The sequence below is a fragment of the Enterobacter sp. fkY84-1 genome, assembly GCF_052974705.1.
Genome location: NZ_CP169393.1, coordinates 2,678,508 through 2,701,084, shown reverse-complemented (window position 1 = coordinate 2,701,084; position 22,577 = coordinate 2,678,508). Strand labels below are relative to the sequence as shown.

Annotated in this window: 17 protein-coding genes, 2 tRNA genes and 1 other RNA gene; 10 read left to right on the top strand and 10 right to left on the bottom strand. The window is 55.1% G+C overall.

The features are described 5' to 3' along the window. Positions 1–3 precede the first annotated feature (3 nt). Positions 4–654 carry a two-component system response regulator NarL gene (gene narL, locus ACEPLT_RS12980; protein ID WP_008499531.1) on the bottom strand — a complete coding sequence of 217 codons (651 nt, stop codon included), beginning with the start codon at positions 652–654 and terminating at the stop codon, positions 4–6. Further along, a complete protein-coding gene (gene narX / locus ACEPLT_RS12975) occupies positions 647–2,443 on the bottom strand; it encodes a nitrate/nitrite two-component system sensor histidine kinase NarX (protein WP_232927528.1) in 1,797 nt (598 codons plus the stop codon). Before narX ends, narL begins: the two co-directional genes overlap by 8 nt. Positions 2,444–2,752: 309 nt before the next feature. Here narX and ACEPLT_RS12970 point away from each other — a divergent pair, with 309 nt between their 5' ends. The 5 genes from ACEPLT_RS12970 to narI all read left to right on the top strand — a co-directional run bounded on the left by ACEPLT_RS12970 (position 2,753) and on the right by narI (position 11,190). Continuing rightward, a complete protein-coding gene (locus tag ACEPLT_RS12970) occupies positions 2,753–4,150 on the top strand; it encodes a NarK family nitrate/nitrite MFS transporter (protein ID WP_021240343.1) in 1,398 nt (465 codons plus the stop codon). Positions 4,151–4,530: 380 nt separating this feature from the next. Further along, positions 4,531–8,274 (top strand): nitrate reductase subunit alpha, encoded by a 3,744-nt coding sequence (locus ACEPLT_RS12965; RefSeq protein WP_032663335.1) that lies wholly within the window; start codon positions 4,531–4,533, stop codon positions 8,272–8,274. Beyond that, the gene (gene narH, locus ACEPLT_RS12960; RefSeq protein ID WP_021240341.1) at positions 8,271–9,806 is read left to right on the top strand and encodes a nitrate reductase subunit beta; all 1,536 of its coding nucleotides are present in this window, start codon (positions 8,271–8,273) and stop codon (positions 9,804–9,806) included. Before ACEPLT_RS12965 ends, narH begins: the two co-directional genes overlap by 4 nt. Beyond that, positions 9,803–10,513 carry a nitrate reductase molybdenum cofactor assembly chaperone gene (gene narJ, locus ACEPLT_RS12955; protein ID WP_021240340.1) on the top strand — a complete coding sequence of 237 codons (711 nt, stop codon included), beginning with the start codon at positions 9,803–9,805 and terminating at the stop codon, positions 10,511–10,513. Before narH ends, narJ begins: the two co-directional genes overlap by 4 nt. After that, positions 10,513–11,190, top strand: coding sequence for a respiratory nitrate reductase subunit gamma (gene narI / locus ACEPLT_RS12950; RefSeq protein ID WP_021240339.1), 678 nt, complete (start codon positions 10,513–10,515; stop codon positions 11,188–11,190). Before narJ ends, narI begins: the two co-directional genes overlap by 1 nt. Here narI and ACEPLT_RS12945 read toward each other — a convergent pair. After that, positions 11,187–12,083, bottom strand: a complete 897-nt coding sequence (locus ACEPLT_RS12945) for a DMT family transporter (RefSeq protein WP_032674975.1) — start codon at positions 12,081–12,083, stop codon at positions 11,187–11,189. The genes narI and ACEPLT_RS12945 overlap by 4 nt on opposite strands. Positions 12,084–12,190: 107 nt before the next feature. Here ACEPLT_RS12945 and ACEPLT_RS12940 point away from each other — a divergent pair, with 107 nt between their 5' ends. Then, complete coding sequence (locus tag ACEPLT_RS12940) at positions 12,191–12,634, top strand: Lrp/AsnC family transcriptional regulator (protein WP_021240337.1); 444 nt, start codon at positions 12,191–12,193, stop codon at positions 12,632–12,634. A gap of 77 nt (positions 12,635–12,711) precedes the next feature. On the opposite strand, the gene ACEPLT_RS12935 is transcribed toward ACEPLT_RS12940, so the two are convergent. From ACEPLT_RS12935 to ACEPLT_RS12915, 5 genes are all read right to left on the bottom strand, one after another. Next, a non-coding RNA gene (locus tag ACEPLT_RS12935) (RtT sRNA) lies at positions 12,712–12,842 on the bottom strand. A 45-nt stretch (positions 12,843–12,887) separates the two neighbouring features. Then, positions 12,888–12,972, bottom strand: a tRNA-Tyr gene (locus tag ACEPLT_RS12930). A 35-nt stretch (positions 12,973–13,007) separates the two neighbouring features. Beyond that, positions 13,008–13,092: transfer RNA gene (locus ACEPLT_RS12925), tRNA-Tyr, on the bottom strand. Between the two features lie 158 nt (positions 13,093–13,250). After that, positions 13,251–14,093, bottom strand: coding sequence for a formyltetrahydrofolate deformylase (gene purU, locus ACEPLT_RS12920; RefSeq protein ID WP_021240336.1), 843 nt, complete (start codon positions 14,091–14,093; stop codon positions 13,251–13,253). A 46-nt stretch (positions 14,094–14,139) separates the two neighbouring features. Further along, positions 14,140–14,598 (bottom strand): YchJ family protein, encoded by a 459-nt coding sequence (locus ACEPLT_RS12915; protein WP_032623056.1) that lies wholly within the window; start codon positions 14,596–14,598, stop codon positions 14,140–14,142. Between the two features lie 114 nt (positions 14,599–14,712). Here ACEPLT_RS12915 and rssA point away from each other — a divergent pair, with 114 nt between their 5' ends. The 3 genes from rssA to galU all read left to right on the top strand — a co-directional run bounded on the left by rssA (position 14,713) and on the right by galU (position 17,829). Then, positions 14,713–15,615: a patatin-like phospholipase RssA gene (gene rssA / locus ACEPLT_RS12910; protein WP_032674974.1), complete on the top strand. Its 903-nt coding sequence runs from the start codon at positions 14,713–14,715 to the stop codon at positions 15,613–15,615. A 91-nt stretch (positions 15,616–15,706) separates the two neighbouring features. After that, positions 15,707–16,720, top strand: a complete 1,014-nt coding sequence (rssB, locus tag ACEPLT_RS12905) for a two-component system response regulator RssB (protein WP_021240333.1) — start codon at positions 15,707–15,709, stop codon at positions 16,718–16,720. A 200-nt stretch (positions 16,721–16,920) separates the two neighbouring features. After that, entirely contained in the window at positions 16,921–17,829 is a 909-nt protein-coding gene (galU, locus tag ACEPLT_RS12900) for a UTP--glucose-1-phosphate uridylyltransferase GalU (protein ID WP_008502780.1), read from the top strand. Positions 17,830–18,030: 201 nt separating this feature from the next. Here the strand turns inward: galU and hns are convergent, their stop codons facing one another. Next, a complete protein-coding gene (gene hns, locus ACEPLT_RS12895) occupies positions 18,031–18,444 on the bottom strand; it encodes a histone-like nucleoid-structuring protein H-NS (protein ID WP_008502781.1) in 414 nt (137 codons plus the stop codon). 549 nt (positions 18,445–18,993) lie between these two features. On the opposite strand from hns, the gene tdk reads away from it, so the two are divergent. Beyond that, entirely contained in the window at positions 18,994–19,608 is a 615-nt protein-coding gene (gene tdk / locus ACEPLT_RS12890; protein WP_008502782.1) for a thymidine kinase, read from the top strand. A 68-nt stretch (positions 19,609–19,676) separates the two neighbouring features. On the opposite strand, the gene adhE is transcribed toward tdk, so the two are convergent. Next, positions 19,677–22,355 carry a bifunctional acetaldehyde-CoA/alcohol dehydrogenase gene (gene adhE / locus ACEPLT_RS12885; RefSeq protein WP_021240331.1) on the bottom strand — a complete coding sequence of 893 codons (2,679 nt, stop codon included), beginning with the start codon at positions 22,353–22,355 and terminating at the stop codon, positions 19,677–19,679. Positions 22,356–22,577 lie beyond the last annotated feature (222 nt).

Below are 22,577 nucleotides of genomic sequence, written 5' to 3'. Positions count from 1 at the left end.
TCCTTAGAAAATGCGTTCCTGATGCACCCACACGGCGGCTTCAACGCGAGATTTTAACTTCATTTTCTTCAGCATATGCTTCACGTGCACTTTGACCGTGCTTTCGGTGATGTCCAGGCGGCGAGCGATCATCTTGTTCGGCAGGCCCTGGGCAATGAGCTTGAGAATGTCGCGCTCGCGCGGCGTGAGCTGGCTGACGTCACGGTCAGAGGTGGCGCGGTTTGCCCGCAGGCTGGCGGCCAGCACCGGCGTTAAGGCTTCGCTCAATACCATCTCGCCCGCCGCCGCCTGCTGCAGCGCCTTAAGCAGATCTTCCGGCTCCATGTCTTTCAGCAGATAGCCATCCGCCCCGCGCTTCAGCGCCGTGACCACATCCTCTTCATGGTTCGACACGCTAAAGACGACGATGCGTCCGGAAAGCGATTTTTCCCGCAGCTTGTCGAGGGTCTCCAGTCCGTTCATGCCCGGCATATTCAGATCGAGCAGGATCAGATCGGGATCGAGGGATTCGGCAAGCTCAATGCCCTGTTCGCCGTTGCTGGCTTCGCCCACCACGGTGATATCGGGCGCCATGCTGACCAGCTGTTTCACGCCAGTACGCAGCATCGGATGGTCGTCGATCAACAGGATGGATGCCGGTTCCTGATTAGTCATGGGTATCTCCTTGAGCAGTTGTAAGCGGTTTCTCGGGAATAAAGGTGACGACAACTTCCGTGCCGCCCGTCTCTCTCCGGCGAACCTGGCAATCACCGCGCAGGCTTTGGGCGCGGTCTCGCATAATGATTAAACCATAGTGGTTAGTGCGTTCGGCATTTTCCGGCACGCCGCGGCCGTTATCGTGAACCGTCAGTCTCACCTGATTGTCGTGCTGGCTGACGGTGACTGTGACCGCCGTTGCTTCAGCGTGTTTAAGCACGTTGCTCAGCGCTTCGCGGGCGATCTGCAGTAAATGTATGGCCTGATGGGAGGGGACAAAGCGCGGCGGCAGCTGGTAATCCAGCTTCACCGGGAACCCCAGCCGGGCGCTAAATTCGTGACAGCTGGATTCCAGCGCCGGGCGCAGGCCCGGCTCGGTCAGCTGCAGACGGAAGGTGGTCAGCAGCTCGCGCAGCTGCACCCAGGAGGTGTTCAGCTCGTTGCGGATCTGGCTGAGCAGCTGCTTGTTGCTGTCGGGCATCTCCGCATCCTGCATCTGCAGGCAGCTCACCTGCATTTTCATACAGGAAAGCGACTGGGCGATGGAGTCGTGCAGCTCGCGGGCGATGGTCGCGCGCTCTTCCATGACGATCAGCTGCTGCTGTTTTTCCTGATGCCTGTCGAGCGCCAGCGTGGCCGTCAGCTGTTCAACCAGCGTATCCACCAACTGCTGCTGGTCGTGGCTCAGGTGGCGTCCGGTTGGCAGGGTGGCCAGCAGAATGCCGTACTGAGTGTGGCTGTCCGTCAGGCGCCACTTCAGCGTCGTGCCGCCGGAGGTCAGCGGCGGCAGGCCTCGAGGGCAAAGATGGCAGCCTTTGTCATCGCAGGACATATCGGACTGACAGGTAAATTCCTGGTGGTTCTCTTCGTCTTCCACATCGTAGACCCGCAGCTCCAGATCGCGCAGCAGGGTCAGCTTTTGCAGGCCATTCAGCACCGGTGAGAGACGTTCACATAGCGGCACCTGCATGTGCAAGCGACGGTTGGCCTGCCAGAGGAAAGAGAGGATCTCGTTTTTCTGCTCCAGCCCGGCCGTTTTTTCCTGTACGCGCTGCTCCAGCACCGCGTAGCTCTCGGAGAGCTCGGCCGACATGGTATTGAGTGCCTGGCCGAGCATGGCCATCTCGTTGCGCCCGCTAATGTGCGTGCGCTGGGTAAAATCGCGTGCGGTGACCGCGCGGGCCATCGCCAGCAGCTGTTTCCAGGGATTCAGCAGACGCGCGCGGAGCCAGACGATGGTGAAGATCAGCAGCAGCCCCATAAACAGCGCCATGGCCCGGTGCACCATCACCACCCGGTCGATGCGTAATTCGGTCGTCTGGTCGAACGCGGAGACCAGCGCGTCAATGCGGGAGACAAACCCCGCCACGTCCTGGGCAACGGCTTCTGTACTGCGCGCCTGTTTCAGGCCCGGCTGCAGCTGGGTGTGCCAGTACCCCTGAAGGGCGTTCAACTGGGATTGCTGACCGGCACGGATGGCGGCATTTTCCAGCTCGGGGCTGAACGCCGTGCGCTCCATTTCATCGATTAAAGGCCGATCGTCCTGCGTCAGCGGAACCGCCGCCAGCAGACGGTAACTCTGCATGCGTAGCGAGCCTGCCTCGTTGATGGCATGCGCATTACCCTGTACCCCTTGTACCAGCCAGCCGGAGATCGCCATGCCGGTCACGCCGATGGCGGTGGACAGCAAAACAATCAGGGCGAGCTGATTCACGAGCGTTAGCGGAGATAAGCATCTTTTTAACATAGAGTGGGCGTGCTCCTGACGTGGCCTGCTTGCAGGAATGGCGCTATTCTGGTGCATACCCTGGAGTATACCCATACCAATAAAGGATTACCCCTAAATTGCCAACGGAGTAGGGGGGAAGAGGTGGGCGCTGCAGGGAACCGTCAGTACCGTGAAAAACCACGTCTTTTTTACCGAATTAGCCTACTCACTAAGGGTGAGGCCTTATTTTACGCCGCAAATCCTCCCACTTTTCCTTTGATTTATATCAACTTACCGCCGCCCTAAAACCCTAATGTTTGCAGCATCATTCGAGAATCAGAGGTGTCTATGAGTCACTCATCCGCTCCCGAAAGGGAAAATGGTGCCGTTATTACTGACTGGCGTCCAGAGGATCCGGCGTTCTGGCAACAGCGCGGCCATCGTGTAGCAAGCCGGAATCTGTGGATTTCCGTGCCGTGCTTGTTGTTAGCGTTTTGCGTCTGGATGTTGTTTAGCGCGGTGGCGGTAAACCTGCCCAAAGTCGGGTTTACGTTCACAACCGATCAGCTGTTTATGCTGACCGCGCTGCCGTCGCTGTCAGGCGCTCTGCTGCGCGTCCCTTACGCGTTTATGGTGCCGGTCTTCGGCGGCCGTCGCTGGACGGCGTTCAGTACGGGCATCATGATCGTCCCTTGCGTGTGGCTCGGCTTCGCGGTGCAGGATACCTCAACGCCGTTCAGCGTGTTCGTGATTATCTCCCTGCTGTGCGGCTTTGCCGGGGCGAACTTCGCCTCCAGCATGGCGAACATCAGCTTCTTCTTCCCGAAAGCGAAGCAGGGCGGCGCGCTGGGGATTAACGGCGGTCTGGGCAATATGGGCGTGAGCGTGATGCAGCTGATCGCTCCCCTGGCGATCTCGGTCTCCATTTTTGCAGCCTTTGGCGGCGGTGGCGTTGAGCAGGCGGATGGTTCTTCCCTCTATCTGCAAAACGCAGCCTGGATCTGGGTGCCGTTCCTCGTGGTCTTCACCCTTGCAGCCTGGTTCTTTATGAATGACCTGTCCGCGTCGAAGGCGTCGCTGAGCGAACAGCTGCCGGTGCTGAAGCGTGGACACCTCTGGGTGATGGCGCTGCTGTATCTGGCGACCTTCGGTTCGTTTATCGGCTTCTCGGCGGGCTTCGCGATGCTGTCGAAAACGCAGTTCCCGGACGTGCAGATCCTGCAATTCGCCTTCTTCGGTCCGTTTATTGGCGCCCTGGCGCGTTCGCTGGGCGGCATGGTATCCGACCGTCTGGGCGGGACCCGCGTGACGCTGGTTAACTTCGTCGTGATGGCAGTCTTCTGTGCGCTGCTGTTCCTGACGCTGCCTGCTGACGGACAGGGCGGGAGCTTCATCGCCTTCTTCGGCGTATTTATGGTGCTGTTCCTGACGGCCGGGCTGGGGAGTGCGTCTACCTTCCAGATGATCTCCGTGATCTTCCGTAAGCTGACGATGGACCGCGTGAAGGCGCAGGGCGGAAGCGAAGAGCAGGCGATGCGTGAAGCGGCAACGGATACGGCTGCAGCACTGGGCTTTATCTCTGCGATTGGCGCAATTGGCGGCTTCTTTATTCCGAAAGCGTTCGGCATCTCGCTGGATCTGACCGGCTCTCCGGCGGGTGCAATGAAGGTCTTCCTCATCTTCTATATCGCCTGCGTTGTGATTACGTGGCTGGTATATGGCCGTAATACCAAAAAAAATAAGTAAGTGTGATTATCCGTTTACGCGGCCTTCGGGCCGCGTTTTTTTTGGGGCCAAAATAGTTACAACATACTGAAAGCCCAGCTGAGGAACTCCGCAGGCAACACTGTGATCGCCATCGCTTTCCAGGGCGCTCTACCCCTTAATACCTGAGATGTTAAATTTTGCCTGGTCTTTTGTAGGATGAAATTGAAATAACCTTATATTTCATATAGATATGAAATTTATAAAGATACCGCTTTGGTGGTATTTGGTGTAATCCCTCGCCTGAAAGTCCCTCGTCGTCTTGATCGTTATCAATTCTCCCTCTCTTTCAGGGCGTTACCTTCGCTGCAAATCAGCAATGTCGATTTAGAGAGCCACAGGCTCCATACAGGAGATACCCGATGAGCAAGTTTTTGGACCGGTTTCGCTACTTCAAGCAGAAGGGCGAAACGTTTGCCGATGGGCACGGCCAGGTTCTGGATACCAACCGGGACTGGGAAGACGGTTACCGCCAGCGCTGGCAGCATGACAAAGTCGTCCGTTCTACCCACGGCGTAAACTGCACTGGCTCATGTAGCTGGAAGATTTTCGTTAAAAACGGTCTGGTGACCTGGGAAATGCAGCAGACCGACTATCCGCGTACCCGTCCGGATATGCCGAACCATGAACCGCGCGGCTGCCCGCGTGGCGCCAGCTACTCCTGGTATCTCTACAGCGCCAACCGTCTCAAATATCCGCTGATGCGTAAACGCCTGATGAAAATGTGGCGTGAAGCGAAAGTGCAGCACAGCGATCCGGTTGATGCGTGGGCATCCATCATCGAGGACGCCGACAAAGCGAAAAGCTTCAAGCAGGCGCGCGGTCGCGGTGGTTTCGTTCGCTCTTCCTGGAAAGAGGTGAACGAGCTGATTGCCGCCTCCAACGTCTACACCGTGAAAACCTACGGTCCTGACCGCGTGGCAGGCTTCTCGCCAATCCCGGCGATGTCGATGGTCTCTTACGCTTCCGGCGCGCGCTATCTCTCCTTAATCGGCGGTACCTGCCTGAGCTTCTACGACTGGTACTGCGACCTGCCGCCGGCGTCTCCACAGACCTGGGGCGAACAGACCGACGTGCCGGAGTCCGCCGACTGGTACAACTCCAGCTACATCATCGCCTGGGGCTCAAACGTGCCGCAGACCCGTACGCCGGACGCGCACTTCTTTACCGAGGTGCGTTACAAAGGCACCAAAACCGTGGCGGTGACCCCGGACTACGCCGAAATCGCCAAGCTGTGCGATCTGTGGCTGGCACCGAAACAGGGGACCGATGCCGCGATGGCGATGGCGATGGGCCACGTCATGCTGCGCGAGTTCCACCTGGATAAACCAAGCCAGTACTTCACCGACTACGTCCGTCGCTACACCGACATGCCGATGCTGGTGATGCTCGAAGAGCGTGACGGCTACTACGCCGCAGGCCGTACGCTGCGCGCCGCCGATCTGGTGGACGCGCTGGGCCAGGAAAATAACCCAGAGTGGAAAACCGTCGCCTATAACAGCAACGGTGAGCTGGTGGCGCCAAACGGCTCTATCGGCTTCCGCTGGGGCGAGAAGGGCAAGTGGAACCTTGAGCAGCGTAACGGCACGACCGGTGAGGAGACGGAACTGCGTCTGAGCATGCTGGGTAGCCAGGACGAGATTGCTGATGTGGGCTTCCCGTACTTTGGCGGCGAAGGTTCCGAGCACTTCAACAAGGTTGAGCTGAAAAACGTGCTGATGCACAAGCTGCCGGTGAAACGCCTGCAGCTGGCCGACGGGACTACCGCGCTGGTCACCACCGTCTATGACCTGACCATGGCGAACTACGGCCTGGAACGCGGTCTGGGTGATGAAAACTGCGCCACCGGCTATGACGACGTGAAGGCTTATACCCCGGCATGGGCGGAGCAGATCACCGGCGTTCCACGCGCGCAGATCGTGCGTATCGCCCGCGAGTTTGCGGAAAACGCCGATAAGACCCACGGTCGTTCCATGATCATCGTCGGTGCGGGTCTTAACCACTGGTATCACCTCGATATGAACTACCGTGGTCTGATCAACATGCTGATCTTCTGCGGCTGCGTCGGCCAGAGCGGCGGCGGCTGGGCGCACTACGTGGGTCAGGAAAAACTGCGTCCGCAGACCGGCTGGCAGCCGCTGGCGTTTGCCCTTGACTGGCAGCGTCCGGCACGCCACATGAACAGCACCTCCTACTTCTATAACCACTCCAGCCAGTGGCGTTACGAGACGGTCACCGCACAGGAGCTGCTGTCGCCGATGGCGGATAAATCCCGCTACAGCGGCCATCTGATTGACTTCAACGTCCGCGCCGAGCGCATGGGCTGGCTGCCGTCGGCGCCGCAGCTGGGCACGAACCCGCTGCGCATTGCGGAAGCGGCGAAGAAAGCGGGCATGTCACCGGTGGATTACACCGTGCAATCCCTGAAGGATGGCTCAATCCGCTTCGCGGCGGAACAGCCGGAAAACGGTAAAAACCACCCGCGCAACCTGTTCATCTGGCGCTCCAACCTGCTGGGCTCGTCCGGTAAAGGCCACGAGTACATGCTGAAGTACCTGCTCGGTACCGAAAACGGTATCCAGGGGAAAGATCTCGGCAAGCAGGGCGGCGTGAAGCCGGAAGAGGTGGAGTGGAAAGACAACGGTCTCGACGGCAAGCTGGATCTGGTGGTGACCCTCGACTTCCGTCTGTCCAGCACCTGCCTTTACTCCGACATCGTGCTGCCTACCGCAACCTGGTACGAAAAAGACGACATGAATACCTCGGATATGCATCCGTTTATTCATCCGCTGTCTGCGGCCGTTGACCCGGCGTGGGAATCAAAAAGCGACTGGGAAATCTACAAAGACATCGCGAAGACCTTCTCCGAAGTCTGCGTGGGGCACCTCGGCAAAGAGACCGACGTGGTAACGCTGCCTATCCAGCACGACTCTGCCGCCGAACTGGCGCAGCCGCTGGACGTGAAGGACTGGAAAAAAGGCGAATGCGATCTGATCCCGGGCGTGACCGCACCGCACATCATTCCGGTTGAACGTGACTACCCGGCAACCTACGAGCGCTTTACCTCTATCGGCCCGCTGATGGAGAAGATCGGTAACGGCGGGAAAGGGATCGCCTGGAACACCCAGAGCGAAATGGACCTGCTGCGCAAGCTCAACTACACCAAAGCGGACGGCCCGGCGAAAGGCCAGCCCATGCTGAACACGGCGATTGATGCGGCAGAGATGATCCTGACCCTGGCACCGGAAACCAACGGTCACGTCGCGGTGAAGGCCTGGGCGGCGCTGAGCGAGTTCACCGGTCGCGACCATACGCACCTGGCGACGAATAAAGAGGAAGAGAAAATCCGCTTCCGCGATATTCAGGCCCAGCCGCGCAAGATTATCTCCAGCCCGACCTGGTCTGGCCTGGAAGACGAGCATGTGTCCTATAACGCGGGCTACACCAACGTTCACGAGCTGATCCCATGGCGCACCCTGTCAGGCCGCCAGTCGCTGTATCAGGACCACCAGTGGATGCGCGACTTCGGTGAAAGCCTGCTGGTGTACCGTCCGCCTATCGACACCCGCTCCGTGAAAGCGGTAATGGGCGCAAAATCCAACGGTAACCCGGAGAAGGCGCTGAACTTCCTGACGCCGCACCAGAAGTGGGGGATCCACTCCACCTACAGCGACAACCTGCTGATGCTGACCCTGTCGCGCGGCGGTCCGATTGTCTGGATGAGCGAAACGGATGCCAAAGATCTGGGTATTGAAGATAACGACTGGATCGAAGTGTTCAACAGCAACGGTGCCCTGACGGCGCGTGCGGTGGTGAGCCAGCGCGTACCGGCCGGGATGACCATGATGTACCACGCGCAGGAACGTATCGTGAACCTGCCGGGGTCAGAGATCACCGAGCAGCGCGGCGGGATCCACAACTCCGTGACCCGCATTACGCCGAAGCCGACCCACATGATTGGTGGCTATGCCCAACTGGCCTACGGCTTTAACTACTACGGCACCGTAGGATCGAACCGCGATGAGTTCGTGGTGGTACGTAAGATGAAGAATATTAACTGGTTAGACGGCGAAGGTAATGACCAGGTACAGGAGAGCGTAAAATGAAAATTCGTTCACAAGTCGGCATGGTGCTGAATCTGGATAAATGCATCGGCTGCCATACCTGCTCGGTCACCTGTAAAAACGTCTGGACCAGCCGCGAAGGTATGGAATACGCCTGGTTCAACAACGTGGAAAGCAAGCCGGGCACCGGCTTCCCGACCGACTGGGAAAATCAGGAGAAGTGGAAGGGCGGCTGGATCCGCAAAATCAACGGCAAGCTGCAGCCGCGCATGGGTAACCGCGCTTGGCTTCTGGGAAAAATCTTTGCTAACCCGCACCTGCCGGGCATCGAGGATTACTACGAGCCGTTTGACTACGACTACCAGAATCTGCACAACGCGCCGGAAGGTAAACACCAGCCGATCGCCCGTCCCCGCTCGCTGATCACCGGTCAGCGCATGGACAAAATTACCAGCGGTCCAAACTGGGAGGAGATTCTGGGCGGCGAGTTCGAAAAACGCGCCAAAGACCAGAACTTCGAGAACATGCAGAAGGCGATGTACGGCCAGTTCGAAAATACCTTCATGATGTATCTGCCGCGCCTGTGCGAGCACTGCCTTAACCCGGCGTGCGTGGCGACCTGCCCGAGCGGCGCCATCTACAAGCGTGAAGAAGACGGCATCGTGCTGATCGACCAGGACAAGTGCCGCGGCTGGCGCATGTGCATCACCGGCTGCCCGTACAAAAAGATCTACTTCAACTGGAAGAGCGGCAAGTCCGAGAAGTGCATCTTCTGCTACCCGCGTATCGAAGCCGGTATGCCGACCGTCTGTTCCGAAAGCTGCGTAGGCCGTATTCGCTACCTCGGCGTGCTGCTGTACGACGCGGACGCGATTGAAAACGCCGCGAGCACCGAGAACGAGAAGGATCTGTATCAGCGTCAGCTGGATGTCTTCCTCGACCCGAACGATCCGAAAGTGATTGAGCAGGCGCTGAAGGACGGCATTCCGCAGAGCGTAATCGACGCCGCGCAGCAGTCTCCGGTGTACAAAATGGCGATGGACTGGAAGCTGGCCCTGCCGCTGCATCCGGAATACCGCACGCTGCCGATGGTCTGGTACGTGCCGCCGCTGTCGCCGATTCAGTCTGCCGCTGACGCGGGTGAGCTGGGCAGCAACGGCATTCTGCCGGACGTGGAGAGCCTGCGTATTCCGGTTCAGTATCTGGCCAACCTGCTGACCGCAGGGGATACCCAGCCCGTACTGCTGGCGCTGAAGCGTATGTTGGCGATGCGCCACTTCAAGCGTGCCGAAACCGTGGACGGCGTAACCGACACCCGCGCGCTGGAAGAGGTCGGTCTGACCGAAGCGCAGGCGCAGGAAATGTACCGCTATCTGGCGATTGCCAACTACGAAGACCGTTTCGTGGTGCCGAGCAGCCACCGTGAGCTGGCCCGCGAGGCCTTCCCGGAGAAAAACGGCTGTGGCTTTACCTTTGGCGACGGCTGCCACGGGTCAGACAGCAAATTCAACCTGTTCAACAGCCGCCGCATCGACGCCATGGATGTGACCAGTAAAACGGAGCCGCACTCATGATTGAACTCGTCATTGTTTCGCGTCTGCTCGAGTACCCGGATGCTGCGCTGGCGCAGCACCAGCAGGAACTTTTTGATGCGCTTGCGGCATCTGAAAACCTGGATAAAGAAGATGCCCAGAAGCTGGGCGTTTTCCTCCGTGACCTGCTGGCGCGCGATCTTCTTGATGCGCAGGCGGACTACAGTCAGCTGTTTGATCGGGGGCGTGCGACCTCGCTGCTGCTGTTCGAACACGTTCACGGTGAATCCCGCGACCGCGGTCAGGCGATGGTTGACCTGATGGCACAGTACGAGCAGCACGGCCTGCAGCTCGACAGCCGCGAGCTGCCGGATCACCTGCCGCTCTATCTGGAATATCTGGCGCAGCTGCCAAAAGAAGAGGCGCTGGGCGGTCTGCAGGACATCGCGCCGATCCTGGCGCTGCTCGGCGCGCGTCTTCAGCAGCGTGAGAGCCGCTACGCGGTGCTGTTCGAACTGCTGGTGAAGCTCGCCAACGCCTCTGTCGACAGTGAAAAAGTGGCGGAGAAAATCGCCGATGAGGCCCGTGACGATACGCCACAGGCGCTGGATGCGGTCTGGGAAGAAGAGCAGGTCAAATTCTTTGCTGACCAGAACTGCGGCGAGTCTGAAATCGCTGCTCACCAGCGCCGTTTTGCCGGCGCGGTTGCCCCGCAATATTTGAATATCTCTAACGGAGGACGGCACTAATGCACTTCCTGAATATGTTCTTCTTTGACATTTACCCGTATATCGCGGGCACCGTGTTCCTGGTGGGAAGCTGGCTGCGTTACGATTATGGCCAGTACACCTGGCGTGCCGCCTCCAGCCAGATGCTGGACCGCAAGGGGATGCACGTCGCGTCTAACCTGTTCCACATCGGGATTCTGGGCATTTTTGCCGGTCACTTCCTCGGGATGCTGACGCCGCACTGGATGTATGAAGCGTGGCTGCCGATTGAGGTGAAGCAGAAGATGGCGATGATCGCGGGCGGTGCCTGCGGCGTGATGACCCTTGTTGGCGGCCTGCTGCTGCTCAAGCGTCGTCTGTTCAGCCCGCGTGTGCGTGCGACCACAACCGCAGCGGATATCCTGATCCTCTCCCTGCTGATGGTACAGTGCGCGCTGGGTCTGCTGACCATTCCGTTCTCGGCGCAGCATATGGACGGAAGCGAAATGATGAAGCTGGTCGGCTGGGCGCAGTCCGTGGTGACCTTCCACGGCGGAGCATCTGAGCACCTGGACGGCGTGGCGTTTATCTTCCGCGTTCACCTGGTGCTGGGGATGACGCTGTTTGTGCTGTTCCCGTTCTCCCGCCTGGTCCACATCTGGAGCGCGCCGGTGGAGTACCTGACGCGCAAATACCAGATTGTACGCGCCCGTCGCTAATTCGCCGTTTTGATACTAACCCCGCGCTCGCGGGGTTTTTTTTCACCCCAGCCCAGGTTGTTGCCTGCGGCAGCAAACAGGATCAGCGCACCGCCCGCCAGCTGCGTCAGGTTAAGCGCGTGTCCGAACACCAGATTATCGACAACAATTGCCACCACCGGATAGATAAACGACAGGGAGCCGGTGATGGGCGTAGGCAGCTTCTGAATTGCGCTGTAGAGCAGCTGGTACATAATGCCGGTATGGACAATGCCGAGCGTCAGCAGCATCGGCCAGGGGAAATCACCGGAAAATGACGGCAGTCTGGCAAACGGCAAAAGCATCACGACGCCGGTCAGCACCTGGATAAAGGCAATATGCTGCGGTGCGATTGTTTTCAGTTTGCGCGCAATGATTGCCGTCAGCGCGTAGAAGAAGGCCGCGGCCATGGCCAAACCTATTCCGGTGAGCCATTCGCTGCCATGCGCGCCGGTCAGCTCGCTGGAGAGCAGGATCACCACGCCGCCAAAGGCGAGGAATAGCCAGCCCCATTTCACCAGGCTGACGCGTTCGCCCAGAAACATCCCCATCAAGACCAGCATAAAAGGCTGGGTGTTATAGACCACGGTTGAAAGACCAATTGAGATGCGCTCATAGGCCGCGAAGAGCAGCAGCCAGTTCACCACGAGCGCCACGCCGCCAAGAATAGCCAGCAGCAGCGTGGTGCGGGTGAGGGGGCTGAAGGGCTTTTGACTTGCCCGGATAAAAATAAAAAGCGCCATAGCCCCGATAAGACAGCGCCAGAACACCACTTCCGTCACCGGCAGACCGGAGAGCAAAACAAACGCGCCGATAGAGCCGGAAATTAACATCGCCAGGCTCATTTGCCAGACGCCTTTATGGAAATCACGCATCATCCACCTCCTGATTAATGACGCTATTGTCGAAAATCGCTGTCGGGTTTTACAGGGGTGAGATAAGGTTGAAAAGGTAAATGACTTTTTAAAATTAGGTGAAATGAATGGAATGCCTTATCGATGATATCGACCGACAAATTTTAGCCTGCCTGGTTGAGGATGCGCGCATGTCGTTGAAGGTGCTCAGCGGCCGCATCGGTCTGACGTCCCCCAGTACGGCAGAGCGCCTGAAGCGGCTGGAAGAGCGCGGTGTGATTCAGGGTTATGGTGCACGGGTGAATCTGGCGGCGCTGGGGTATACGCTGCAGGCGCTGGTGCGCGTACGGCCGTTGCCAGGGCTGCTGCATAAGGTGGATAAGTATATTCAGGCGATGCCGGAGTGTATTGAGAGCGACAAAGTGACCGGGGAAGATTGCTTTGTGATTAGGCTGGTGGTGCGATCGATAGAGCAACTGGATGCGCTGCTGGACGGTCTGGCAGAGCATGCTCAGTGTAATACGTCGATTGTGAAGAGTTCGCCGGTCAGGCGTCGCTTGCCTCCGATGTAGGTTTCTGTCGCCGGGTGGCGGCTGCGCCTTACCCGGCCTACAAGGGCGGACTCGGTTTTTTTATGTTGGGGAAGTGATGGTGGTGGGGGAAGGATGACCCGGCGCATTGCGCCTCGCCCTTCGGGTCGTTGCCTTCGGCAACGCTTTCTCGCTGCGCTCGAATCGAACCTTAGTCGAAGCTTCTCTTCCTTCCCCGTTACCGAAATGCATGATGCCCGGTGCGAACAGAAGATTTGGAGTTATTTGAAAGTGATGGTGGTGGGGGAAGGATTCGAACCTTCGAAGTCGATGACGGCAGATTTACAGTCTGCTCCCTTTGGCCGCTCGGGAACCTCACCAGGGGTAATTCAAATTTTGAGGTCGTGCTGAGAGATGGTGGTGGGGGAAGGATTCGAACCTTCGAAGTCGATGACGGCAGATTTACAGTCTGCTCCCTTTGGCCGCTCGGGAACCCCACCACGGGGTAATGCTTTTTTACTGGCCTGCTTCCTGCTGGAAGCGGGGCGCATCATATCAAATGAGACGCCCCTGTAAAGCTTTCCTTTAGGGAAATGAAGTTGTTTGCCTGCTTTTTATCCGTAAAGGCGCAAAGCTAATCAATTCATTTTCCGAAAGATTAAAGAATGATGGTTCTGTTGCCGTAAACGAAGACACGCTGGGCCAGTACCTGATACAGCGCGCGGCTTAACACATTCTTCTCAACGTCACGCCCTGCACGCATCATGTCCTCAGCGGTGTAAGTGTGATCCACATGAATCACGTCCTGCATGATGATGGGACCTTCGTCCAGATTGTCATTCACGTAGTGGGCTGTCGCGCCGATGATCTTCACGCCGCGCTCGTACGCCTGGTGGTATGGACGCGCACCAATAAAGGCTGGCAGGAACGAGTGGTGGATGTTGATGATCTTGTTCGGGAAACGCGCCACGAAAGACGGCGTTAACACGCGCATGTATTTCGCCAGCACCACGTAGTCCGGGTTATGCGCTTCAATGGCCTGCGCCATCAGATCGTCGTGCTCTTCACGCGTATGGCCTTCATGGCTAACCAGCTCGAACGGAATATCAAAGCGCTCGACCAGCGAGCGCAACGTCTCGTGGTTACCAATAACAGCCGCAATTTCGACATCCAGACCGCCGTAGTTGGCTTTCATCAGCAGGTCGCCAAGACAATGTGCTTCTTTGGTCACCAGGATCACGATGCGGCGTCGGCCCGCAGGGGTCAGCTCGCGCACGGAACCTTCCGGAAGCGCGCTGTCCAGATCGGCCAGCAGCGTGGTGTCGTTGAAAATACCTTCCAGTTCGGTACGCATGAAGAAGCGGCCGGTACGGTGGTCAACGAACTCGTTGTTCTGCACGATATTCAGTTCATGTTTGTAGCAAATGTTGGTAATTCGTGCGATCAGCCCTTTTTGATCGGGACAGATGGTGCGCAGAACTTTACGTTGTAATGATTGCATCGCCGGGAAATCCTGTTTGTATTTGCGAAGTCTGGGTTGTCAGGCATTACTGCCCGCAACACTTTTTAAATTTTTTACCTGAACCACACGGGCAGGGATCGTTACGACCAAACTGTGGACGCGTTCCGTCAATATAATACCATTGCCCGCGTTCCTTTAAGAACCGGGAACGCTCGATAATGGCGCCAGGCTTAGCGTTCTCGGTAAAACGGGCAACAAAGCTGACGTAACCTTCATCTTCATGACTGCCTGGAGAGGATTCATAGACGGTGAGGCCGAGCCACTGCGTGTTCGCAAACCCGGCTTCGATGTCCTGTTTGAAATCGGCTGCGTGGCAGGATGGATGCCAGGTTTTAATCAGGTAGTCTGCGTCTTTGATCACAAAAGCAGTGTACCGTGAACGCATAAGGTGTGACGGGTCTGGTGCAACCTGATCGCCAGAAAGATATCGCTGGCAACATAGGCTATACTCCAGAGCGCTACCACAAGGGCAGAGTTGAGACACGATTCTCTTCCTGGAACAAAAAATAAAGGCGTAAAACGCTTCGGGTAGCACTATGTTAACTGAGGCGTTGCGTTGATGCCATGTCAGGAATCCAGGGGACGTAAAACAGGACTAATGAGAAAGGTTAAAATTGGGCTGGCGCTGGGTTCAGGTGCCGCCCGGGGATGGTCACACATCGGCGTGATTAATGCCTTAAATCAGATGGGCATTACTGTCGATATTGTTGCAGGGTGCTCAATCGGATCGCTTGTCGGCTCCGCTTACGCGTGCGGAAAGCTACCGGAGCTCGAGACGTGGGTGCGCTCCTTCAGCTACTGGGACGTGCTGCGTCTGATGGACCTCTCCTGGCAGCGTGGTGGACTGCTGCGCGGCGAACGCGTCTTTAACCAGTTCCGCCAGGTTATGCCCCTCGAAGACTTCACTGATTGTCAGATGCCTTTCGGCGCCGTCGCGACGAACCTCAGTACAGGTCGCGAACTCTGGCTAACCGAAGGGGATATCCATCTTGCCGTGCGTGCCTCCTGCAGTATGCCGGGACTCATGGCGCCTGTCCCACACAACGGTTACTGGCTTGTCGATGGTGGCGTCGTTAACCCGGTTCCCATCTCTCTGACGCGTGCAATGGGTGCTGACATCGTGATTGCCGTCGACCTGCAGCACGACGCCCACCTGATGCAACAGGATCTCATGCCGGTCAACCTCCAGAGCGAAGATGCTGAGGGCGAGAAACTGGCCTGGCACGCGCGCCTGCGCGGAAGAATCGGGCGTATGACCGCACGTCGTTCGGTTGCTGCGCCGACGGCGATAGAAATCATGACCACGTCAATTCAGGTACTCGAGAATCGCCTTAAACGTAACCGTATGGCAGGCGATCCTCCGGATATTCTTATTCAGCCGTACTGTCCGCAAATCTCTACTCTTGATTTCCATCGGGCTGAGGCCGCCATCGCAGCGGGCTCGTTAGCCGTCGAAAAGAAAATGGACGAATTGTTGCCTTTTGTGCAAACCGCACGTTAAGCACCTTTTTTTGACTACTTCAGCAAAATCTGACAGGCGATAGTGCCGATCGCATGCCACTATTTAGTTACTGTCAGCCAGGGGAGGAACCATGACGCAGCCATTGGCCGGAAAACACATTTTGATTGTTGAAGACGAGCCCGTTTTCCGATCGCTACTGGATTCGTGGTTATCCTCGCTGGGCGCAATGACGTCACTGGCTGAAGATGGCATCGACGCCCTGGAAAAAATGATCAGCATTACGCCCGATTTGATGATTTGCGACATTGCGATGCCGCGCATGAATGGACTGAAGCTGGTTGAGCATCTGCGTAACGAAGGCAATCAGACGCCGATTCTGGTGATCTCTGCCACCGAAAACATGGCGGATATCGCAAAAGCATTACGTCTTGGGGTACAGGATATTCTGCTTAAGCCGGTTAAAGATTTGAACCGGCTGCGAGAAACGGTCTTAGCGTGCCTTTATCCGAATATGTTTAATTCCCGGGTAGAGGAAGAGGAACGTCTTTTCCAGGACTGGGACGCTCTGGTGAGTAATCCGCCTGCTGCGGCGAAACTGTTGCAAGAACTCCAGCCACCCGTCCAGCAAACTATTTCCCACTGTCGCGTAAATTATCGGCAGCTGGTGGCCGCTGACCAGCCTGGACTGGTGCTGGATATTGCGCCACTGTCAGATTCCGACCTTGCGTTTTATTCTCTGGATGTCACCCGGGCGGGGGATAACGGTGTATTAGCGGCGTTGCTTCTTCGTGCGCTATTTAATGGTTTGTTGCAGGAACAGTTATCCCATCAGGGACAACGGTTGCCGGAGTTAGGCAGTTTACTCAAACAGGTAAACCAGCTTTTTCGTCAGGCCAATTTGCCTGGACAGTTTCCGCTATTGGTCGGCTATTACCACAGCGGTTTAAAAAATCTGATCCTCGTTTCAGCCGGTCTCAATGCATCACTGAATACCGGTGAACACCATATTCAGGTGAGTAACGGTGTACCGCTTGGGACGTTGGGAACGGCGTATCTTAATCAAATTAGCCACCGCTGTTCCTCGTGGCAGTGCCAAATTTGGGGCGCCGGGGGGCGGCTACGCTTAATGTTGTCCACGGAATAAGCAATTGGATCGTCATTTTAAGATTGCTTTACCTGTGTTTTGCGGGGAGTGCTACTATCGCTGCCCGGTTTCATGCGTATTTATCCTAATTGATCGGCAACGCGTTCTTTTCAGACCCGGACTGCGGGGCGAGGCTGATATACTCAACGCGTTATTTATTGCATAAAAGTTCAAAACTTGAACAGCTCAGGAGAATTTGAATGGCTGCCCTAAATTCGAAAGTCAGAAAGGCCGTTATCCCGGTAGCGGGATTGGGGACCAGGATGTTACCAGCAACCAAGGCGATTCCTAAAGAGATGCTGCCTCTGGTTGATAAGCCATTAATCCAGTATGTCGTGAATGAATGTATCGCAGCCGGCATCACTGAAATTGTGCTGGTTACGCATTCATCTAAAAACTCTATCGAAAACCATTTCGATACAAGCTTTGAACTTGAAGCCATGCTGGAAAAGCGTGTTAAGCGCCAGCTGTTAGAAGAAGTTCAGTCTATTTGCCCTCCACACGTCACCATTATGCAGGTTCGTCAGGGGCTGGCTAAAGGTCTGGGCCACGCTGTTATGTGCGCGCACCCTGTCGTGGGTGATGAGCCTGTAGCGGTAATTCTGCCTGACGTTATTCTGGACGAATACGAATCCGATCTTTCTCAGGATAACCTGGCTGAAATGATCAAACGTTTCGACGAAACCGGCAGCAGCCAGATTATGGTTGAGCCTGTTGAAGACGTAACGGCATACGGTGTGGTTGACTGCAAAGGCGTTAACCTTGAGCCGGGTGAGAGTGTGCCAATGGTTGGCGTCGTAGAGAAGCCTAAAGCCGACGTAGCGCCTTCAAACCTTGCCGTTGTAGGTCGCTATGTGCTGAGTGCTGAAATCTGGCCTCTGCTGGCTAAAACGCCTCCAGGAGCGGGTGATGAGATCCAGCTGACGGATGCCATCGATATGCTGATCGAGAAAGAGACCGTTGAGGCCTACCATATGAAAGGTAAGAGCCATGACTGCGGTAATAAGCTCGGTTATATGCAGGCGTTTGTTGAATATGGTATCCGCCACAATACCCTCGGCGAAGAATTTAAAACCTGGCTCAAAGAGAGCGTAGGTATTAAGAAATAAGCCACCGCTGCTAATGTTCAAACCGGTGAGGCGTTGCCCACCGGTTTTTTTATGCCCGTAACACTCCCGAAAACCTGTCTTAAAGTACAGTCGATGAAATTGCTAAATAATGCTTTATGACAGAGTGTAAGAGGATGTTTGCGACAAATTTAGGTTAAAAAAAATCCCGCAATAAGCGGGATTTTTCTGAATAAGGCTCGATTAATCCTTGATCAGGAAGTCGTCCAGCTGTTTACCTTGCTCATCCATCGCTTTCTTGATAACAGCAGGAGTACGACCCTGGCCAGTCCAGGTTTTAGTTTCGCCGTTCTCATCAACGTAGCTATATTTAGCAGGACGGGCAGCACGCTTTGCTTTAGTACCGGTTTTAGCGGCAGCCATGCTGTTCAGCAATTCATTTGGATCGATACCATCAGCAATCAGCATTTCACGATATTGCTGCAGTTTACGAGTACGTTCTTCGATTTCAGCCGCAGCAGCGCTTTCTTCTTCGCGACGTTCATTAACTACAACTTCTAATTTTTCCAGCATTTCTTCAAGCGTTTCGAGGGTGCATTCTCTTGCCTGCGCACGAAGAGTACGGATGTTGTTCAGAATTTTAAGTGCTTCGCTCATTGTAGTAATCTCAAACTTATAATGGGGGGTGGTTTGTTGAGCTAATAATAGAGCCATAAATTCAGTTGTGCAATAGCCAGGAATGTAAGGAATTCAAAAAATACTAAATATTGCCGCTATTATTAATTACGCTAACTTAAATTCCGCCACCCAGCAGTCTCGGTTGTTATCAGCTGAGCATGCTAAAACAGGCCGCCTGCATCTTTTTTTTGTGACATTTCCCGCAGGAATTATAGTTGCGGCGGAGAAATATCAGCCTTTTGTATTAGTTCTCACCCCTGGTGCTAAGCCTGAAATAGTTAATAAATAGTGAATCTTAAAGGACACGGATTCCACTATAAAAAGAAGTGTTATGTTTGGCTTAACTTATAACTTCGTCGCCTGGCTGAATGCGGTTACTTCATGTTTTAACGGGTTATTTTGTTAAACAGACGGTACTGAACGCCGTACTGAACTGCATCCTCTGTGCGCTGCATCGCTGATGACCAGACAAAATATGGTACAATGACTCATCGGGAATATTACACATTGATTAGGGTTTTACGGCCAATGGCACAACTTTATTTCTACTATTCGGCAATGAATGCCGGGAAATCCACCGCGCTGCTGCAATCCTCGTACAATTATCAGGAGCGAGGGATGCGTACCGTTGTTTATACGGCGGAAATTGACGATCGCTTTGGCGCGGGGAAGGTGAGCTCCAGAATAGGGCTCTCGTCGCCTGCAAGGCTGTTTAACCCGAAAACCGATCTGTTTGAAGACATTCGTGCAGAACATGCTGCGCAGCCCATTCATTGTGTCCTGGTCGATGAAAGCCAGTTTCTGACGCGTGAACAGGTCCATGCCCTGTCAGAGGTAGTCGATGAGCTTGATATCCCCGTGCTGTGTTATGGCCTGCGCACGGATTTCCGCGGCGAGCTTTTTGAAGGGAGCCAGTATTTGCTCGCCTGGTCGGATAAACTTGTCGAACTGAAAACGATCTGCTTCTGCGGTCGTAAAGCGAGCATGGTGCTTCGTCTCGACCAGGCTGGGAAACCTTATGCAGATGGCGAGCAGGTGGTGATAGGCGGTAATGAACGCTATGTTTCGGTCTGCCGTAAGCATTATAAAGAAGCGCTGTCTGTAGGCTCGCTGACGGCGATTCAGCACGACAACAGAAAATAACGTCTGGCTTATTATTCACACATAAAAAAACCCGCCATAAAGGCGGGTTTTTCATCTGCTGATGTCAATTAAGCGCTTTTCTTCGCTTTCTTGTCAGCTTTGATGACAGGTGCTTCTGTTTTCACAGCGGCAACGTCACCTTCTTTGAACTCACGACCGTAGTAGGTATCCAGCAGAATCTGTTTCAGCTCGGAGATCAGTGGGTAGCGCGGGTTAGCACCAGTACACTGGTCATCGAATGCATCTTCAGACAGCTTATCTACGTGAGCAAGGAAGTCAGCTTCCTGTACGCCCGCTTCACGGATTGACTTAGGAATACCCAGTTCAGCTTTCAGGCTTTCCAGCCATGCCAGCAGTTTCTCAATCTTGGCAGCAGTGCGGTCGCCCGGTGCGCTCAGACCAAGGTGGTCAGCGATTTCAGCATAGCGACGACGTGCTTGTGGGCGGTCGTACTGGCTGAAAGCAGTCTGCTTGGTTGGGTTGTCGTTAGCGTTATAACGGATAACGTTGCTGATCAGCAGGGCGTTCGCCAGACCGTGAGGAATGTGGAACTGTGAGCCCAGTTTGTGCGCCATTGAGTGGCAAACACCCAGGAAGGCGTTGGCAAACGCGATACCGGCGATGGTTGCGGCACTGTGGACACGTTCACGTGCTACAGGGTTTTTAGACCCTTCGTTGTAGGACGCTGGCAGGTTTTCTTTCAGCAGTTTCAGAGCCTGCAGAGCCTGACCGTCAGAGAACTCAGATGCCAGTACAGAAACGTAAGCTTCCAGGGCGTGAGTTACCGCATCCAGACCACCGAACGCACACAGTGACTTCGGCATCTCCATAACCAGGTTCGCATCAACGATAGCCATGTCTGGCGTCAGTGCGTAGTCAGCCAGTGGGTATTTCTGACCGGTTGCATCGTCTGTTACTACCGCGAATGGCGTGACTTCTGAACCGGTACCGGAAGTGGTGGTGACCGCGATCATTTTCGCTTTTACGCCCATTTTCGGGAACTTGTAGATACGTTTACGGATATCCATAAAGCGCAGCGCCAGTTCTTCGAAGTGAGTTTCTGGATGCTCGTACATCACCCACATGATTTTCGCGGCGTCCATTGGGGAACCACCACCCAGTGCGATAATCACATCTGGTTTGAAGGAGTTAGCCAGTTCAGCACCTTTACGTACCACGCTCAGGGTTGGGTCAGCTTCAACTTCGAAGAACACTTCAGTTTCGACGCCAGCCGCTTTCAGCACAGAGGTGATCTGGTCAGCGTAGCCGTTGTTGAACAGGAAACGGTCAGTCACGATGAGCGCACGTTTGTGGCCATCAGTAATCACTTCATCCAGCGCGATTGGCAGAGAGCCACGGCGGAAGTAGATAGATTTCGGAAGTTTGTGCCACAACATGTTTTCAGCTCGCTTAGCAACGGTTTTCTTGTTGATCAGGTGTTTTGGACCAACGTTTTCAGAGATGGAGTTACCACCCCAGGAACCACAACCCAGAGTCAGGGAAGGTGCGAGTTTAAAGTTGTACAGGTCACCGATACCACCCTGAGAAGCAGGGGTGTTGATCAGGATACGTGCGGTTTTCATCATCTGACCGAAGTGAGCAACACGCTCTGGCTGGTTATCCTGGTCAGTGTACAGACAAGAGGTGTGACCGATACCGCCCATGGCAACCAGCTTCTCCGCTTTCTCTACCGCCTCTTCGAAATCTTTCGCACGGTACATGGCAAGCGTAGGAGACAGTTTTTCGTGTGCGAACGGCTCGCTTTCGTCAACAACTTTCACTTCACCGATCAGGATTTTGGTTGTTGCCGGAACGGTAAAGCCTGCGAGTTCAGCAATTTTGTAGGCTGGCTGACCCACGATAGCGGCGTTCAGCGCGCCATTTTTCAGGATGATGTCCTGAACCGCTTTCAACTCTTTGCCCTGCAGCAGGTAGCCGCCGTGGCTGGCGAAACGTTCGCGAACCGCGTCATATACGGAATCCACAACTACAACAGACTGTTCAGATGCACAGATTACACCGTTATCGAAGGTTTTAGACATCAGTACAGACGCGACAGCACGTTTGATGTCAGCAGTTTCGTCGATAACAACAGGGGTGTTACCCGCGCCCACACCGATAGCCGGTTTACCGGAGCTGTATGCAGCTTTAACCATGCCAGGACCACCGGTCGCCAGAATCAGGTTAATGTCCGGGTGATGCATCAGCGCGTTGGACAGCTCAACAGAAGGTTGGTCGATCCAGCCAATCAGGTCTTTTGGTGCACCCGCAGCGATAGCGGCCTGCAGGACGATATCTGCAGCTTTGTTGGTCGCGTCTTTCGCACGTGGGTGTGGAGAGAAGATGATTGCGTTACGGGTCTTCAGGCTAATCAGTGATTTGAAGATAGCGGTAGACGTTGGGTTAGTGGTCGGAACGATACCGCAGATAATGCCGATAGGTTCAGCGATGGTGATAGTACCGAAGGTGTCGTCTTCTGACAGCACGCCACAGGTTTTCTCATCTTTATAGGCGTTGTAGATATACTCTGAAGCAAAGTGGTTTTTGATCACTTTATCTTCAACGATACCCATGCCGGATTCGGCAACGGCCATTTTAGCGAGAGGGATTCGAGCATCTGCAGCAGCCAGTGCGGCCGCGCGGAAGATTTTATCAACCTGTTCTTGGGTGAAATTGGCATATTCACGCTGGGCTTTTTTCACGCGCTCGACGAGGGCGTTCAGTTCAGCGATATTAGTAACAGCCATAATGCTCTCCTGATAATGTTTAAACTCTTTTAGTAAACCAGCGCTCGATACGTCACACAGTATAGACAGAGCCGATAGCACTTGCGTAACACAAAATAAAACAAAGAGTTACTTTGTACACCAGCACACTAATTTACTAAAAGAGCCTTACCTTAGCATCATCCCTTTTTGGCAGGTGGCCTCCCTGGGGGTGTAACCAAGATTACTCACTTCTGAGTACGA

Bases quoted from the DNA above. Each gene is read 5' to 3' on its own strand.
- ACEPLT_RS12945 (WP_032674975.1), bottom strand. From the start codon at position 12,083: ATGCGTGATTTCCATAAAGGCGTCTGGCAAATGAGCCTGGCGATGTTA.
- galU (WP_008502780.1), top strand. From the start codon at position 16,921: ATGGCTGCCCTAAATTCGAAAGTCAGAAAGGCCGTTATCCCGGTAGCG.
- ACEPLT_RS12965 (WP_032663335.1), top strand. From the start codon at position 4,531: ATGAGCAAGTTTTTGGACCGGTTTCGCTACTTCAAGCAGAAGGGCGAA.
- adhE (WP_021240331.1), bottom strand. From the start codon at position 22,355: ATGGCTGTTACTAATATCGCTGAACTGAACGCCCTCGTCGAGCGCGTG.
- purU (WP_021240336.1), bottom strand. From the start codon at position 14,093: ATGCAATCATTACAACGTAAAGTTCTGCGCACCATCTGTCCCGATCAA.
- narH (WP_021240341.1), top strand. From the start codon at position 8,271: ATGAAAATTCGTTCACAAGTCGGCATGGTGCTGAATCTGGATAAATGC.
- ACEPLT_RS12940 (WP_021240337.1), top strand. From the start codon at position 12,191: ATGGAATGCCTTATCGATGATATCGACCGACAAATTTTAGCCTGCCTG.
- rssA (WP_032674974.1), top strand. From the start codon at position 14,713: ATGAGAAAGGTTAAAATTGGGCTGGCGCTGGGTTCAGGTGCCGCCCGG.
- rssB (WP_021240333.1), top strand. From the start codon at position 15,707: ATGACGCAGCCATTGGCCGGAAAACACATTTTGATTGTTGAAGACGAG.
- narI (WP_021240339.1), top strand. From the start codon at position 10,513: ATGCACTTCCTGAATATGTTCTTCTTTGACATTTACCCGTATATCGCG.
- narL (WP_008499531.1), bottom strand. From the start codon at position 654: ATGACTAATCAGGAACCGGCATCCATCCTGTTGATCGACGACCATCCG.
- narX (WP_232927528.1), bottom strand. From the start codon at position 2,443: ATGTTAAAAAGATGCTTATCTCCGCTAACGCTCGTGAATCAGCTCGCC.
- ACEPLT_RS12970 (WP_021240343.1), top strand. From the start codon at position 2,753: ATGAGTCACTCATCCGCTCCCGAAAGGGAAAATGGTGCCGTTATTACT.
- hns (WP_008502781.1), bottom strand. From the start codon at position 18,444: ATGAGCGAAGCACTTAAAATTCTGAACAACATCCGTACTCTTCGTGCG.
- tdk (WP_008502782.1), top strand. From the start codon at position 18,994: ATGGCACAACTTTATTTCTACTATTCGGCAATGAATGCCGGGAAATCC.
- narJ (WP_021240340.1), top strand. From the start codon at position 9,803: ATGATTGAACTCGTCATTGTTTCGCGTCTGCTCGAGTACCCGGATGCT.